Below are 17399 nucleotides of genomic sequence, written 5' to 3'. Positions count from 1 at the left end.
CATTCTCCGAGACAAACTTTATATTTACAATCCATGAAAAGATTATTAGAACAACTAGACTCTATCCAAGCAATTGTCGATACAGTCAATCCCTCCCAGATAGAAAATGAGCCTCAAGAAGTAGCCAGAGTTTATAATCTATATGTAAGCACCTATAACCCAATTGAACCCGTAAAAACTCTAAAAGACCATTTGATTGAGGAAATTGGTAAGGGTAAACCTGTTACGGGCTACCTCAGTGCCGACTATGGGTATGGTAAGACAGCAACACTAATTTATTTATGGCAGCAGTGTCAGGATCATAAGATAATCGCGGTGCCACCTTTCAAGTTTAAAGAACTGGGAGATTTGATGGTTGCCACTTATGGCTGGATAAAAACGTGCCTCAAACCAGAATTTATTCCTCAGATTGAGGGACTGTATCGCAAATATGGTTTGAAGTCTCAGCAAAATATAGCAGCAGAAATAGCGCTTAAGTACAAGTTATCTGAAGACAAAGCTTTAAAAATTATTCAACAATTAAATACTGACACCACAAATACTGATAATGTTTTGAATTTTTGGCAGGAAACAGTTTCTATCCTTCGACAAGCAGGTTTTGCAGGTTTAGCAATATTTGCGGATGAAAGCCAAGAATTTTTGCGGACAGAAGAAGGTGCTAGCGTTCGCATCCAGATTTTGAGCGATTTAGTTAAAGGAATGCGAGCTTTGGGTTCTACGCCTGTTGCATTAATTCTAAGTATGCCGACTACTCCGACTGAATCAGCTATTGAAGAACAAGCTGGTGATATTATTCACCGTATGAAGGAACAGAAAGTATCTCTTAGATTAGCTGGTGCGTACAGCTCTGAGTTCCCAGCAAAACTGTGGAATTATTTGTGTACTAATTTTCTGGAAGACAAGGCGCAGCAAAATCACTTGGCACATCCAGCAACAATTGAAAGTTTAGGGCAATTATGCGATCGACAAAACTTCAGCAATGGCCCTCGCACCGTTATTGAAGTATTTAAACGCATCGTCCATTTTGCCCAAAATAATCAGCATCCCTATACTCCTTTAGATTTGATTCAGGATTATCTAGAAGGACAAGTACAGTTATATGGTACGGAACAACACAAAATTAGCAATACTATCAAAACCTTGGAGCCATTGATCTCCTTTCCAAAACACCCCAAAGGACGAGAGGTAATCAAGCTACTCGCGGGTTTCCCTTCAGGTCTTTCTGAAAATGTAGCTAAACAATTTCAACTCTTAAAGGAGTTGAAAAAACTAGCAGAAGATGACAATTTTTACGGACTGCACATTATACAGCCGACTGAGCGCACTTTTGCTTTAGTTGCCCTTCTTCAGACAAGCATTCCCACAGTTGTAGATAAAATTCTAAATCGATTTCGTCAACAATGGTTTGGAGAGTGGAATGATACTCAAAAAGAAGAGATGGCTACAACGATTTTTAAGTCGGAAATTATTTCTTTACTCTTCCCAGTTTCTAGAACAGGTCAGAAAGCCAATTGGTCATGGCGTTATAAAGGGGAGTGGAAGCAGGATAGGTTTGGAGTTTTTAATTTATTAGATGGGGCTCCAGAAAGATATAATGCGGATTTTCCTAAGCGTTCTCTTGTTATCAGTGTCGGGAGTAAAGAATCTGGTTTAATGAGGTTTCAATCCCCAGAAGAAACTCACTTAGATTGGCGCTTTTACTTTAGCTATGAGCGAAAAGCAACCGTCGTTCCACAAGTTTTAACTGCGATCGCCGGAACTAATCAAGTAGACTTCCATCTTCAGTTAGGTCGAAGTTTTGAAGGCGAATATCCCACATCCTTCGGCTTACTCCGCAAAGTCATGCCTTCCGAACAATGTTCTGTTTGTACGCTGCTGAGTCTGTCTCATTATATTCAAGACTGGCTCTCAAACAATCCTGAAGTCAGTAAAGCCGATCGCTCTAGATTAGAACACCATCGCCAAGAGTGTCACCAGTATGCCATGCGATTGCTGTTTCCGGCGATTTCGCCTCAAACTTGGGAAATTGGGGGCCTCAAGGGGGTAAATGGCTCAGACAGTAAACTTATCGAATCAGTGTTCTATCAAAAATGTAAAGCCTTATTTACCGATTATAAGTCTTTCTATAATAGTCTGAACCCGACGTTACGTAAATATAAGTTTCTCTTGGAAAAAACACCTTTATCTGTTCGCACAGGTCGTCAGTTATATCAAGTTTCCAAAGAAGAATTTGAAAATCTGTTTGAAATGGGGAGTTCTAGCCTACCCAGTGTTTTAGCGGTTTTCAAACAACATGGCTTGATGAGTGGGGAAAAAATTGCCAAGCGGAAAGAAGGAAATTCCCAAATTAAATTTACAGAACATCCTTTGGAATCGTTTATTAAAGAGAAACTGCAATCACAAGGCAGAACACAAACAGTTGAGACGGCGTGGGGACAGCAAGATGTTAAAGCATTAGAGTATTCAAAGTTATGGAAAGCAGTTAAACTTCTTGGCTATCTTGAAGACGAGTTCCAAGAAGCTCTTGAATGGTTGCAGCGGCGACGCTACATAGAGTGGGCGCGTTCAACGGATATTATCCGCGAAGCCAGTTTGGAATTAGAGCCAGAGGAGTTAAATGGTCAATTAAAAGAACTCCGCGTTCGGGTTACTTCGTTACTTGAAAGTTTTGATGAGACGATTTTACATGAAATCAATGAAAAGATAAATGAGGAGGAAAAAATTCTTGATGCTAACCATGAGTCTGAGGTAGCTCTCGACCAAGTTCATAGAAATATTCAAGCCGAACGGGAGCTTCTAGAAAATTTTTGCATTGAGAGGCGCTCAACCCTGCAAAAAGAACTGCGTGGAATTAAACTCAGGCTAGAAAAATTCACCCTAGACTTGAATGCTTCTAAAATTAGTCAAATGATTGAGAGTGATAGTAGCCTAGAAGCTTGTCTCAATGCCCATCGGATAATTTTGGAAAGGCAAGTAAATCAGCTAGATAAAAATTGCCAAAGCCTAGCTAGTTCGCTTAAACTAAATGAAATTGATATACGGGCATTGCATCATCAGCTAAAGCATTGTCAGCAATTTTTGCTAACTTGCGAAACCACTAAATTAAGGCTTGAGGAGTTGGTAGATGGTTTAGAGAAGTGGCGGATTATTCTAAATCGAGCACAGATGTTACGAGAGAATTTGAATAAAGACCCAGTTCGCTTGATGCGTTATGATGATGACTTTGTTGACCGGGTTGTTACGCATTTTAGCAACAATCAGCTTGAGAGTTTTAGACAGTACGATTTACTGCAACAACCTTTGGTTGAACTTGAAGAGGAAATTAATGGTGAACAGCGATCGCGTCGAGAGGCTTTTGACCAGCTACTAAGCCGATATGAGAAATTACTGGAGCGGATTGGTTCAGGAGAACGTTATTTGAGAGAGCGTTGCCGATTTGATGACGAAGACTGTGATGGTTCCTACCTTGCATTACGACAAGTTTTCCTGGAAAAGCTGCAAAACTGCTGTGGAAGCAAAATTACTGAATCGGAGGAATTAGAAAAAGAGTTAGCTTTCTTAGGGCAAGAAAGTGAACAAGACGTGACTGAGCTGTTGAATCAACTCAGCAGTTTAAAAACCGAGCTAGTATCCCAAAGAAACCAGTTGCCAACGGCTATAGAGGATTTGGAAAGCCTTGAGGCGCGGATAAATGAACTTAAATCCCTTTCTGACAGGGGACAGGTTCTTCGCGGGGAATGGAGAAAACTTCAGTTTCACAAGGATGAAAATCTCAAAGATCAAGAAAGACGGCTTTTAGATACTGTTCGTCCTGGAGAAAGCCCGATTACAATTAGCCAACTCCGGCAGCGCACGCCTGACAATGAGGGCTTGTGGGAACTATTGAAGGCTTTGTATAAGAAGGGGCATCTGGAGATTACACTCCGCCGACGAGATTGAGGTGAGAGAGTGGCATCATCTTAGCTAGCAAATTAATCAATGTGACACTAGGAGCTATTTAAGTACCTAAAAGTTAGAGCAGTCATAGCGCAGATGTAGCGACTGTATCTGGCTTTTTTGCACCTGAAGAAGCGGCAAATTTTTGAAGCGACTGCCCAGCTAGTTGCCACTTTGGACAGTCCCAATGTCAGAGCGCTCACGCCACGGGTAGCTGAACTTAAGTAGTTTTCATTTAGTAGTTTTCAATTTAAAGGAATCCTCATAAGCAACCTTACTTGTTCTCCAATGACAAATCCAAATACCCAACTTGACTTTTTCTTGCAGGTACTCGCGGTGATCGCAGATAACCCTAGCCCACGAGTCGTGTACCCACTGATGGCAGCCAACATAGATAAACTGAATGATAACTTTACTCAGTTGTTACGAAACTGGGCAACTACTATCCTCCCTAATTTGGATGAGCCAGCTAAGGCAGAAAATTTCGCGGAAGTTATTTTTCTATTCAGCAACCGGATTCAGCAATTTCCGCAAGGGAATATAGCAAGGAACTTTGAGATTGCAATTACTGGCTATGAAATTGCTGCCACTGTTTTTACTCGTGAGTCATTTCCCAAAAAATGGGCGAAGCTTCAAAATAATCTTGGTGGTGCTTACGCTCACCGCATCCTTGGGGAGAGCGCAGATAATTCAGAACAAGCGATCAACTGCTATCAACAGGCTTTGCTGGTACGTACCCGTCAGGCTTTTCCGGTACAGTGGGCAATGACCCAAAATAATCTTGGCGAAGTCTATAGCGGTCGTGTCCTTGGGGAGAGGGCAGATAATTTAGAACAAGCAATCAACTGCTATCAGCAGGCTTTACTCATATGCACTTGTGAAGACTTTCCTGAACAGTGGGCAATGCTCCAAAATAATCTCGGTCGTGCCTACAGATACCGCATTCTTAGGGAAAAGGCAGATAATTTAGAACAAGCGATCAACTGTCATCGCCAGACGTTGCTAGTACTTACCCGCGAGGCTTTTCCAGAAAAATGGGCAAAAACCCAACTTAGTCTTGGCGATGCTTACAGTGAGCGCATACTTGGAGAGAGCGCAGATAATTTAGAACAAGCGATCAAGTGCTATCAGCAGGCTTTGCTGGTATTGACCCGCGAGGCTTTTCCTCAAAAATGGGCAGAGGTGCAAAATAATCTTGGCATTTCTTACAAAAACCGTATCATTGGTGAAAAGCTGGACAATATAGAACAAGCGATCAACTACTACCACCAAGCATTACTGGTATACACTCGCGAGGCTTTTCCACATCCATGGGCAATGACCCAACACAATCTAGGTATCGCCTACAGCTATTTGAGTGGCATCCATAATGATTGTGATGGAGGTTCTCTTCGTTCATCAGCTATCAGATGTTTTACAGAAGCATTACAGGTACGCACCCGCAATGCTTTTCCTCAAAGTTATGCTGCAAATAAATTTTACTTAGGGTTTGCCTATCAAAAAGATAACCAGTGGCAGTTAGCTTACCATAGCTTTGAGTCAGCAATTGATACCGTAGAATTCCTACGTGGTGAGATAATCAAATCTGGGGATGAAGCCAAACAGAAATTAGCAGAAGAATGGAACGAACTTTACGTAGGCATGGTAGAAGTTTGCTTGACGTTAGGCAAAATGACTGAAGCGATAGAATACGTTGAACGCAGCAAAGGTCGCAACCTAGTCGAACTACTAGCTAACAAAGACCTCTACCCAAAACTTGACTTTTACCCCAACCTAGAAACTTACCAGATTCATTGCGACCAACTCGACCAACTGCGAAGGGAAATCCCAACTAAACAGCGACAGTTAGAACTATTAATCAGAAGTCGGGAGTCTGAGGAGAGATATCGCGAAGAGATAGAGCAACGGCGGCATGAGTTGAATCACTTGCAACAGCATCGGGATGAACTGCTACGGGAAATCAACCAACTAGACTCTAGCTTTACATTCACCCAAAAAGTTAAACCCATCCCCTTCGAGGACATCCAGAAATTACTACCAGACAACCAAACCGCCCTTATTCAGTGGTACATCCTGGGTGACAGATTTCTTACCTTCATCATCACCCAATCCTCAGTACCTGACCTCTGGCAGTCCGAACCAGGCGATTTACAAGCCTTAAATCACTGGCTCGACGAGTATTTGCAAGATTATGACCAGCCGTTAAAAACACATTGGCGAGAAAACTTAGAGTCTCGTCTCCATAAGCTTACGGAAATTCTGCATCTAGAAGACATCCTCAAGCGAGTGCCAGACAATTGCCAACAGGTAATACTGGTTCCCCATCGCTTACTGCACCTCCTTCCTCTTCACGCTATGTCCTTGCCTAACCAGCAGGACAAATGCCTTTTAGACAAATTCCCCAAAGGAATTCGCTATGCTCCTAGCTGTCAGCTATTGCAACTGAGTCAACAACAGGAACGCCCCTACCTGACCCACCTCTTTGGCATTCAGAATCCCACTCAAGACTTAAATTATGCCAGTCTTCAGGTGCAAACTATTCGCCAGCACTTTGACTCGGCACAAGTTCTAGTAGAAACAGCAGCGACCAAAGCGGCACTGATTAACGATAATAATTACGCAAAGCTGTTACATTCCGCCCACTGCCTTCACTTCGCTTGCCACGGAGATTTCAACGAAAAATCCCCTCTGGAATCCTATCTGAAGCTGGCTAATAATGAACTCCTGAGTTTGGGAGAAATCTTTAGCCTCGACATCAATCAATGCCGTCTCGTCACCCTCTCCGCTTGTGAAACGGGCTTAACTGACCATACCAGCATTAGTGATGAATACATTGGTTTACCCAGTGGCTTCCTGTTTGCAGGTAGTCCTAGTGTTGTGAACAGTCTTTGGAAAGTTGATGAACTGGCAACGGCTTTCTTGATGATTAAATTCTATGAAAACCTCAGAAAACGTTCAAAACGGGAATTGGGAGATGTGGCGATCGCACTCAACCAAGCTCAAATCTGGCTGCGAGATTTGACTCATAAAGATTTTGAGCAATGCCTAGATGAATTCATGCCCCAAATTGAGGAAATTCTTGCCAAACTTTCAAAAGGCAAGCGCCTAATCGCTCAGAACTCATTGAAGCAAGTGCGCGATCGCCAACCACGACCTTTTGCCAGTCCCTACTATTGGGCTGGTTTCATAGCTACAGGACGTTAGGATTCCGATTCAGCGGAGTCACACAAATTTCTCAAGCCGATTTCAGACAATTTGAATAAACAAGTTACTGCTAGTGGCGCAGGTGTTGGTAGAAATTCTTTCAGAATATCTAACACATCTTTCAGATCGCTCCATCCAGCTTTTACTTCTGGTTTACAAAGATGTTTCCTCGACCTCTCAACCAAATTCTCTAGCAAAGAATCTCCCATTTCAACGGGTTCCCCTGCACGACTGGCAATCAGCATAGTCGCATCTTCTAAAATCCAATCGCATTCCTCAAGGGTAGCCACAGTCTCCTGCAACTCTGGGATATCTCCCAATTTGGCGCGAAACTCATCAATTTCTGCTTGTGTAACTGTAGTCATGGAGTAATTGATTTAACTAACATTATCGCCTGTTCGTAAGCTACGACATTTCGTCAGCGCAGTCAACCAAAATTAGGTGCAGTCCCCCGGTCGCCGGAGAATCATAAATGGGTTGGCTGGCTCAACTTGATAACCTGGGTGCTGTGTCTGTGCATCTGCCACCGCTGCAATCCACTCTGGATGGTCATCATTCCATAAAGGATGTCGAATGATTTTGATTGTCCGGCGTCGAGCATTCTGGTGCACGTAGCCAGTGAGAGTTCCAAACGGCACCGACGCACCATAGCCCAAACGTTGGAGTGTCGCCGGAATTGGGCCTTGAACTAGGTTAAGCCAAGGATTCTGGAAATGGCCCCAAGAAGAGTTGAGATCGATCGCCGACGCAGGATTAGACACCAATCGTGCCATATCTAAAGCCAGTCGCCAATCCAATAACCCGTGATAAGCAAGGTTTTGATAGTCCCGCAAACACAAATTGCAGGAAGTATCACAATCACTTCCGTGCTCGTGAGGATTCGTCCATTTCCAGGCAATGCTGTTTGAAATTGTTGGATCTGCCCGATCCATCAGTTGTTGAAACTCATGCGGTTGGGCTAGAAACCGACAATAACCCGCCCCATTCTCCAATTGATCGCAAAGAAAAGCTTGACCTATAATCGCTCCATTTTGCTCTAATGAACGAAAACCCGCCTGCAACTCCAGTGCATCCACATCGAGAAGAGAAGCAGCCGCTACCCGCAGCCAAAACGCGAAAGAATACCAAGCAGCACGACCTTCAACTGTAGTTGGATTGGCAAATATGCCATTAGGCCATTGCACAAGATTAACTAGCAGAATGTCGGTTTTTCGCCGAGACAATAACGCTACTCGGTAGGCAAGTCCAGACTTACCGATCGGGCTATTCGAGTCAGGAGACACAGCATAAGCTCCAGGTTGCTGCCGTCCAAAGACAGTGGCCTGCTGAAAGTCGAATCCCCCCTCGCCACCATTATCATTGACAGAAATGATGTTGTCGTTGAATGCAGATACAGAAGCATTAAGGACAGATGCAGATGTGCCAACATTTGCACCGATACTCAAAGAAGGTCGTGTCGATCGCGGTTGCCACTCAAATTGCCCATCAAAGTCTTCTGGTTGCAAGTCTGTAAAAAATGCCTTGGGTTCCCTGGCATCAATGTAACGCATCTTATCATTTACACCGCAAACTGGACATGGAGTTGTTGGCGATGGCTTACCGCCAGGGAGTGGTTCATTTAAGGTTATGTACGGGTAGATTACCGCTTGACAGTTACTACAAAGTCCGAGAGATTGGTTGCCCTGAGTGAGTGGTGGGACTAAGCCGGGCGCGGTCGCAATTGTGTTGCCTTGAGGATACAATTCAACCACACCACAAGCAGTGTGAACCGCCTTATCTTTGACAGTCTCAGAGCCTGGTGCAAATTGGCTGATAGCCACATCAAGGTTGCGATCGACTATTCCCGTCTCTGGTGGCCATTGAGCGCCCCGTGAGGGCCAGCGCGTGTAAAGCAAACGTACCCGCGTTGGAAAACCAAACATTGGTAATAACCCCGCATTTGCCAAACGTTCGCTCAGCGCATTCTGAGTGTATGTAGGGTCATTTACAACATTTTGAATGGCATCTATCAGCGTTTGGCGGAGATAATCCAACATTTGAGAATTACTAGCATTCGATAATGTTGTTTGCACCCGCAAAATATCCAAAACTGACAAAATCTTCGGTTCATTTGCTAGATGGTTTAACCAATTGGCAATCGCTCCTTCATAATTAGCCCAATTTGCAACATCACCAAACTCACCGTGTACGTTGTCAGTCCCACCTAAAGACGCAGTGATTCCTGTGTCTGTGAAAGCTTGCCTTAACACTTCTTTGATGAGGACGCGCTGGAAAATTTCTTGACTCTTCATCTCAACGTAGGGCGGTGGCGGTGGATCGCCTGTGATGCTTTCAGGGCGCTGGAAGTAAAAATCATCGTGACTTCTGCCTCGACAGAAGGTAACAGCTAATGAAACTCCCGCAGAACGTCTGCCAGCACGACCTACCCGCTGTTGATAATTAAAGCGACGTGGTGGCATATTTGCCATCATTACTGCTAGCAATGCACCGATATCAACTCCCGCTTCCATTGTCGTTGTGACGCTCAGTAAATTAATTCCCTGAACCCGCCCAATTTCATTATCGATAAAGGTGTCTTGGAACCAACGCTGGCGTTTAGTTCGCTCTTTTTTGTCAGTTTGACCTGTTAATTCCTCTGCATTCATGCGGAAGGGCTGACCTGATTGTTCTGAGAGATAGGTATAGTAATCAAAGTCAGTGGTTGTTTGTCCGGGTGTTAGATGAATTGTGGGAATATTTGGTTTGTCAAAACGGCGATCGCTGTTACATTCTGGGCAAACTCCAGCAGCAGGTTGAAGAAAGAAAGTATTGCATTGCAGACAACGGAATCCCGGACGCGAACCATTAGGATTAGCCGGGGGTGGTAAAACAAGATAGAGCCGATCGGGATCGAGTGCAAGTCCTCCATTACTGGGTATGCCAACTTGCGACTGGATTAATTGGTGCTGGATGTCGGCTGGTGCTAAACCCGTTCTCGCAATATAACGTCGATCAAAATTTGATAAATCAGAGTTGTTTCCAGGGATAAAATAAGGAAAATATCGGTGCAATTTCCGAGTTCCTAATTGTCGGATAACTGCCTCAGTTGCTTGAATAAGAGTAGGCGTTGGGTTCCCTTGAGGTTGATAGCTAACCCAACCCTGTCCTAGTCCTTCAATTGTCCGAGCTATGTGTGGGAAAATAGCATACATCAATTCAGCCGTTAGCAAATCCTCTAACCGATTAATGTGATGGCTCTGTTGCGGTGTGGGTGAGACAATTGGTGTGACTGAATTGCTTCCCCAGTGATAACAATCAAACCAAGGTTGCCAATTTTGACCGCTTCCTTGTCCTAGTGAATATTTTAAAGCCCTAAAATCCGTCCCCCCCGGACAAATCCCGTATTTTAGTAGCTTATCTCTAACTGTTCGCCGCAAATCTAAAAGAAGAATTCGGTGTGGGTAGCGCTGGAGTAAATCAACCCATTGGTCGCGAGCTTGCGGATTGAATGGGCGTGAACCCGTCAACCAGGAACCACCTTCCATTGCCATGATAGAATAGGTATTACCAAATCGGTCACGCCTTTCCATGTCATCTGGGCGACTGAAGGATGTTACCGCCGCGTGAAGATAGGGATTTAAATCCTGCAATCTAGTCAATCCTACTTGGTTATTCGCACAAGTGATGCGGAGAAAAGCTACAAGGTCATTCCAGTAATCTTGGAAAGACTGAATCAGCAACATCCGAACCATATCACGATAATGATCTCGCTCCATTCCGGCCGCCAACTTTGCAGCATCCTGGCGGCTATCGGAGAAGATAACTAGCTTGCGAGAGGAGCTACTCTGCTGTTGAGATAAGCTGGGTGGTGCTGGCATTTCTCTAAGCAAACCACTGGCAAGTACCTGACAAGCTTTTTGAAAGCCGGTGCGGTGGAAACGCAGGGGAGTAGGAAATTTGTCTCGTCTTCCGTAGTCAGCATCACAGCGAGGACATTTACTTGGCAATGCTCGTTCTTCTGGATGATTGCCTGCCACTTGATAGAGCCACCCTGGTATTTCTTCATCTACTTGTGGTTGAGTGCTATTCTGCGTAAGTGCGCCTGTAGTCCGATTTAACTTGGCACGAACCCATCGGCGTTTTATTTTACCAAGCGTCCATTCTGGGTCTTGTGGCTGCGTATCCCAAACAGGTGTCTCTTCAGGCAAAGGCCAAAAAACTCTATAATTTCCGTAGCGTTGATTGAGAGTAATACGGTCAGGAATTCCCTCTAAATCCGGTTGCTCGGGTGTGAGAATTTCTATCCTTGTGTTGTTTATCGGTCGTCTGTAGCCACCAAGAAAAACCTCTCCACACACTTCACAAATAATTAAATCCAAAACACGAGAACCACAGGAGCAGCTAAGGCGATGAGTGGCATGAATTGCCCCAACAGTCGGAGGATTTGAATCATTATTCCTGATATTTCGATCGACTACTGAATCGGTACAGTTAGGGTTACAGCAAGCCCATAAGTTTTGTAAATTGTGGAAGAATAAATGACCGCGCACGGGTTGGGGCGATCGCCCCGTACTCACTCGTTGAGACATTCCCAACCCCAGAAGCAATCCCCGCATTGCATCAGATACAAAATCTGTGCCTCTAGCACCAGGGAAAAGGTGATCGCTTAAGATTTGCACGTTCGTCGCCCGAACACTGCCATTAATAGCCACACAAGCATCCCGCAGAGCATCAGCAGCACCTATGGTAGCTAGAGCTTCACCAAGTTTCCGCTCGGCAGGTAGTCCTCCCATAGACTCCCCCAAGCCTTCAACCAAGTTGGACATGGCAATCGTAACTTCGGTGGAAGTTGGGTCGGGTGGCTCCATTGGCTGAAATGGATCTGGTGGGATAGGCTTTCCGAGTCTGGCAAACTGAGCAAACGCACTTTGATACGAAGAAAGATTGAATCGCGCTCCAGAAGTGGGTGGGGTTTGTTGCCCTGTGATGAAGGCAAAATTATCGCGTCCAAAAAACTCACGCAAAAAGTCTCTGCCTTGCTGATTTTGATCGAGACTTGCCGTTGTTGTCAAAATCCGTAGTTGTGGCGAGTCTGGTGTCAATCCCAAACGCGAATACAACAATCGCAGAATATAAGCAACCTCTGTCCCCGGCGTACCGCGATAAGCATGAAGTTCATCAATAATTAGGAAAAATTGGTTGTCCGAGTCTCTTGCCAGCCAGTTACGAGTTTCATCAAAGATATTGTTCTCGATACTCCGCATCATCATAATATTGAGCATCGAGTAATTAGTAATCAGAATATCCGGCGGACTTTCTTGCATATCCCACCGTGACCACATTTCTCCACCATCAAGTCGTGGAAAGTAGTAATGCAAATCGGGCATATCCTGAAGCAGAGAAGGATTATTTTGAATTGCTATCTCTAGCTGTTGCCGCTGCTGTTCAATTTCTCTTAATTCGTTTCTTAGTCGTTTGATGCTCTCCTCTTTTTGTATTCCTGAAACAGGCGTTTGTCCGGTATAACGACCAAAAGTAATTCGGTTTCTGCCTCTGTTTTGATCTAACCATTGATGTACTGAAGGTGCTTCCAGTGCTTTTCTCAGTCGGCGCAATTGGTCTTCAACTAGCGCGTTAAGAGGATAGAGAATCAAGGCACGGAGGGCTTTTGGTCGGGGTGTATGCGCCAATTGAGATACGCGATATCCATTAGAATTTACATCTTTATCCCACCAACGATGATTTGATGGCGGTTGATGATTAGCCTGCCAAGTTTGAGATTCCTTTGCTAACTGTGCGAAAAGCGGTAAGAGGAAACATTCGGTTTTACCGGAACCCGTACCAGTAGTCACGACTAAATCTCGTTGGTTAACCAGCACTTCCCGCAGGCTTTCCCATTGGTGTTGATAAAGCTGGACTCCCGGATCGAAAATCATTTGCCCAAGTTGTGCCAAGTTGTGGTGTTCGGAGGGCAATTGATTGGCGGCGGCTGACAAATTCATCCCCGATGATGGATAAATCGGGACAGGCTCAACTAAAGGAGGCTGACTCAAGATGCCTGGTTGCTGGAGGAGGCGATCGCGTTCATCAGCCAAAGCGCGGTAACGCAGGGGAAAAGCACTTTTGATATATAGCTGATAGATGCGATCTAGTCTTTGATACGCCCCAACTAAGTCATGCACTGGCAGGTACCTCTGAGCACTTTACATTAAGTTTATCAGTTAGCAGAGAGATTACTTCCATCGGCACGTTCTCGTACAGGAGCCAGGAGTTTTGATAAGTCGGGAGTTGTCCAGATGCTAGCACTAGCGCACGTTCGTAAATTTCGGGCCAACGCTGGGAGACAGGTATTGCTAAACGCCCGATCGCGCGATCGTAACGTGCAATACATTCAAAGCCACTGTGCTGCAACGCTAAAAATCGTAGACCATACCAGTCGCCCTGTCGCCAACTAGCGCTTTCTTGGTCATAAAAGAGTGTATAGCCTGGACGATCGCTCTCCTCTATCCTCCACATCTGGTACATACCTGTTTGATTGGGAGAGATACAGCTAACAAAATCATTACCATCAAAGCGCTTCCACTCGTATATACTCGGCACAATTCCTTGCAAGCTTCTGAGATTCTGCATCCAAATGTCAAGATTTGGTATAATTTCAGCAAGTCGGCTCGATACTTCCCCAGCGTAAAGGATAGAAAACTGGCTTGTAATTATATTAAAGTCACTCAAATTGAGACGAAGGCAAGGCGGTGCGTCTCTTCTTGATTGGTGACTGGAAATTATATCTGTATATTTTTCCAACTCCTTCAGCAACTTGATGCTGCGTTGACCGCAAAGAAGAAATTCTGGAGAGTCTGATTTAATCTTAACGAGGGCTGTAGGAGCCATAGACCATCGTGTACCGTCTGAAGAAGACTCAATATGCCCAAGCAACCTAAGCCTCCGTAAAATGCGTTTTGGTTCCTCAAGTCTCAGAGCATCGCAGGCTTTTTTGAAGGATTCCCACGTTCCGCTACCAAGGGTAGATAGCCAGTAGAGAAGGTGTTCGTAACGCTGGGAAAGTGCCTCAATATCTGGTGACGATTGATTGATAGGCGATGAGGCGCTCGCCTCAAATGGGTTATCATAGGTAACTTTCTCTACAGGCTGATAAGGAATAGGGTTCGTGTAATCGTAAACTTCATGGGCTGCCCCAACCATAGATTTTATTTGTTCATAGGTGAAGCTCTTATTGCCGGGAACTGCCGAAGTTTTAAAACAGGGAAATTTGAGCAAATTAGAGTTTACAATTTCTAGAGGTATTTCTCCTAGGGTACTACTTTCAATTGCCAGAAAAAAATAAAAGCTTTTTCTAGAAGTGGCTCCTTTTTCCAGTCGCAGAAGTGGCACATATTGACTGATATTTTGGTGTTGTATGTGTTTGGAAACTTCCTGGATAAGTTGTTTTGGGTTCCCTTTGTATGAAAATCCTCTGTACCAACGTTGAATTTTGGTCATTTTACTTCTGAATTTATTTAACTTTATTGAGCCAATGACTGAAGGACGCTGCCACAAATATTATGACTTGAACCGATCGGCATCACTTCGCAACTTGATGGTTCTTCTATTGACAGGCTACTCCAATCAACAATTCTGACAAAGCGCTCGCTAGATTCACCTCCACAAGTAGCTTTTATGAGATAGTCACCTACACTAGGAAAGTTAACTACAATGGGAATATTTGTACTTTGCTGTAACTTTTCCCAAATTTGGGAATCATCCGATAATCGAGTTACTTGTAACTCAACTGTGGGATGGAAACCAAAGATAGTTACTTGAGGGCTATGTCCCTCTAGCCATGCACCCAATTGGGGTACACGCAAACCACCTGAAAAGCTGATAGATAAACGGACACTGGGTTGCAAAGCATCTTTAAGTTCTTGACTTTTGATAAAGACTGCATCCCAAGCTTGGGAAACAACCATGCACGTGTGAATTTCAAACCAGGTTGAATTTTTAAATACTGGTTGTGCTCCACCCTGCCATTTCAATAACTGCTCATCTTGCAACCGTTGAATATCTGAGAGCAGTTCTTTTTTGTAGAGTAGGATAAATGGCGTACCGAGGGATGGCGTTCCCCAAGAAGCATAGGCTCCTGAATCTGGGTTATCGGGATCTGGAATTAATATCCAAAAGTTACGCTCGGGCAAAATCAGGGAATCCAGGTCTGTAGAACAACTAATTGGGTATCTTGCACCGCGATCCAATTCATTCATATTTATTGGATCTTTTAGAGGGAAATACCATCCAGCGCGTTCGTCCCGAAGCGGGTGAACGTTATCTCTGTACTGAACTTGTACCGATTCTACTGGTCGCCCTTTTAGCTGTTTCGGGTAGAGATAGTAATCAATCTGGCCCAAGAATGGATCTTCAGTGCGATATAAACCTGCAAAAAGGTAGCGGCTCCAGGTGCGTACTCCTTGTTTTAGTGTTACTGGTTTCCCCTCATTTTGCCATTGTTCGTAAACTTCGTGAATTGCTTCGGCAACGGCTTCATACCGCTGCCTGTTGCTCGTCAGTAACTCTTTTAAGTGTTGGCAAAGTCTTGATGTCTCGCGGCGGACATGAGTAAATAAAGTTTGGGCATCCCATTGGGCTGTCCATTGCTTTTCGTTAAATAGATCTAGAAGTCGGTTTTTATCAGCGTGGCGCAGAAGAGATTGCGAAATTGGATAATTTATATACGTAGTTGGACCACCGCGACCTCGAACTGCTGAAGGTAAGAATCCCTGTTGCCTTAGCCAAAGATTCCATTCTTTCCATAGCGGTTCTTCAGCTCCGTAACCAAATTCCATGCCCGGTGGACGACAAGCGCCGGACAGACCTAAAATATTCTGCAATCGCCGGAAGTAGTTTAGTTCTGATATTTTTTCTTCCTCAGCCATCTGATAGGCGGCTAGAACTGTGGCACTGAGAAAGGCAATACTTTTGGGTAAACCGTCAGAATCACACCCTCGCAAGTTGCTCAAATTAACTTGTTGGTCAATGATGACTCTTTTCCTTACGGCAATCAAAAAGTCATCGCGACCGTTGTTGACGCCCGTATCCTTTCCAAATTCTAGACCAATACGCTCCAGTACATCGTCGTCAACGCTTACGTAAAGTTTAGTACCACGCGGTACGCCACTGGTAAAGTAAGACACTAATGCTTGGTTCCATTCTCTGTAGCTTGCCATTGCTGTTTTCGCTTCTTTGGCTTACCATCTGAGCCGTTTGTTTAAATTATCCCAGGTTTGTGTGACTATTGGTAGTTAATGAGATTCAGCCTGGCGTTGCTGAATACAGGTATAAATTCAAGATTTCGGAATGGGTATAAGCTAAGTAGGGTGAGTTTTGTAACTTCAAGCGAAAAGTTGATTCATACCGTGAATCAGCAACGTCTCCAGCCTGTCTTTGTGCCACTCAAATGTGTCCTTTTAATCGATTTTTGTAGCTGATGCGGGCAATTTTTCCGTAATTATAACTAGATCTGATATCAGTAGCTGCCGATCGCATTCAACTCAACATCACTCAGCACCTTGGGTTTCATCTCATACAAATCTTGCAGCACAGCCTTGACGTTTGGAAATTGAAAATACTCTGTCAGTTTCCCAATGCGATGATTAAAAGCTTTGTACCGGTGTTTGAAGTACAGCTCCACATTCCCCCGGTGTTCCCACAATCCCAGCAAATTGACAATCACATCCGAGTAATGCGCTCTGACATCCCGCTGCACTTCGGCGATGCGTTCGGAGATCGATCGAGTTGTCACCCCAATTTTATAGAAGCAGCTTTCGTCAGCTTTGACTTCCAGAAAATAGAGCGCGTTCACCAAAATCCGACGAAGCTGTGCTCGATAAATCAGCAAATCAGCCCGCCGTTCTTCTAAGCAGGATAACCCCGCAGCTTCGGCAATCTCTACAGAGCCTTCCAATGAAGCCAGCTCCGACAGCAGCAAAGGTTCTTGGACTTTGTTGAACAGCGCCAGGGGAAGAGCGCCGACGGGGATTTTGCCGAGGTGAGTGAATTGATAAGAGCGATCGCCCGACGACTCCACCAATCCTTTGAGTTCCCACCGAAAGTTTACCAAGTCTTTGGGAATCGATCGCTTTTGGGCCCCGTACTCTGGTTGAGTCGATGTGGGGTATTATCCCCAGCACCTCTCAGTTAGAACTGGACGTGCCCGTTTCCGTGCATCCAGCTCCCGATATTCTTAGGGAGTGACCCTTTTGCTCATGTGTGAGTAGTCATGACAGGATTCG

7 protein-coding genes are annotated in these 17399 nt (G+C 44.6%); 2 read left to right on the top strand and 5 right to left on the bottom strand.

What is annotated here, in order from left to right; all coding sequences use genetic code 11:
* Positions 1-33: 33 nt before the first annotated feature.
* Entirely contained in the window at positions 34-3939 is a 3906-nt protein-coding gene (locus QT979_RS05865) for a hypothetical protein (protein ID WP_333308625.1), read from the top strand.
* Positions 3940-4224: 285 nt separating this feature from the next.
* Positions 4225-7140, top strand: coding sequence for a CHAT domain-containing tetratricopeptide repeat protein (locus QT979_RS05860; protein WP_333308624.1), 2916 nt, complete (start codon positions 4225-4227; stop codon positions 7138-7140).
* Here QT979_RS05860 and QT979_RS05855 read toward each other — a convergent pair.
* The 5 genes from QT979_RS05855 to QT979_RS05835 all read right to left on the bottom strand — a co-directional run bounded on the left by QT979_RS05855 (position 7137) and on the right by QT979_RS05835 (position 17227).
* Positions 7137-7505, bottom strand: coding sequence for a hypothetical protein (locus QT979_RS05855; RefSeq protein ID WP_333308622.1), 369 nt, complete (start codon positions 7503-7505; stop codon positions 7137-7139). The two genes, QT979_RS05860 and QT979_RS05855, sit on opposite strands and share 4 nt — an antisense overlap.
* A gap of 72 nt (positions 7506-7577) precedes the next feature.
* Entirely contained in the window at positions 7578-13301 is a 5724-nt protein-coding gene (locus QT979_RS05850) for a DEAD/DEAH box helicase (RefSeq protein WP_333308620.1), read from the bottom strand.
* On the bottom strand, positions 13294-14616 hold the full coding sequence (locus QT979_RS05845; protein ID WP_333308618.1) for a hypothetical protein: 1323 nt from the start codon (positions 14614-14616) through the stop codon (positions 13294-13296). The genes QT979_RS05850 and QT979_RS05845 overlap by 8 nt, the downstream gene beginning before the upstream one ends.
* Positions 14617-14639: 23 nt before the next feature.
* The gene (locus QT979_RS05840; protein WP_333308617.1) at positions 14640-16334 is read right to left on the bottom strand and encodes a hypothetical protein; all 1695 of its coding nucleotides are present in this window, start codon (positions 16332-16334) and stop codon (positions 14640-14642) included.
* A 299-nt stretch (positions 16335-16633) separates the two neighbouring features.
* Complete coding sequence (locus QT979_RS05835) at positions 16634-17227, bottom strand: GIY-YIG nuclease family protein (RefSeq protein ID WP_333308615.1); 594 nt, start codon at positions 17225-17227, stop codon at positions 16634-16636.
* Positions 17228-17399 lie beyond the last annotated feature (172 nt).

It is taken from the genome of Microcoleus sp. w2-18bC1 (assembly GCF_036700365.1).
Taxonomy (GTDB): Bacteria; Cyanobacteriota; Cyanobacteriia; order Cyanobacteriales; family Microcoleaceae; genus Microcoleus.
Note: the sequence above shows the minus strand (reverse complement) of the source record. Positions and strands in the feature narration are given on the sequence as shown.

What these genes read in the sequence shown, in the direction of transcription:
- QT979_RS05865 (WP_333308625.1), top strand. Translation starts at nt 34, where the DNA reads ATGAAAAGATTATTAGAACAACTAGACTCTATCCAAGCAATTGTCGAT.
- QT979_RS05860 (WP_333308624.1), top strand. Translation starts at nt 4,225, where the DNA reads ATGACAAATCCAAATACCCAACTTGACTTTTTCTTGCAGGTACTCGCG.
- QT979_RS05855 (WP_333308622.1), bottom strand. Translation starts at nt 7,505, where the DNA reads ATGACTACAGTTACACAAGCAGAAATTGATGAGTTTCGCGCCAAATTG.
- QT979_RS05845 (WP_333308618.1), bottom strand. Translation starts at nt 14,616, where the DNA reads ATGACCAAAATTCAACGTTGGTACAGAGGATTTTCATACAAAGGGAAC.
- QT979_RS05840 (WP_333308617.1), bottom strand. Translation starts at nt 16,334, where the DNA reads ATGGCAAGCTACAGAGAATGGAACCAAGCATTAGTGTCTTACTTTACC.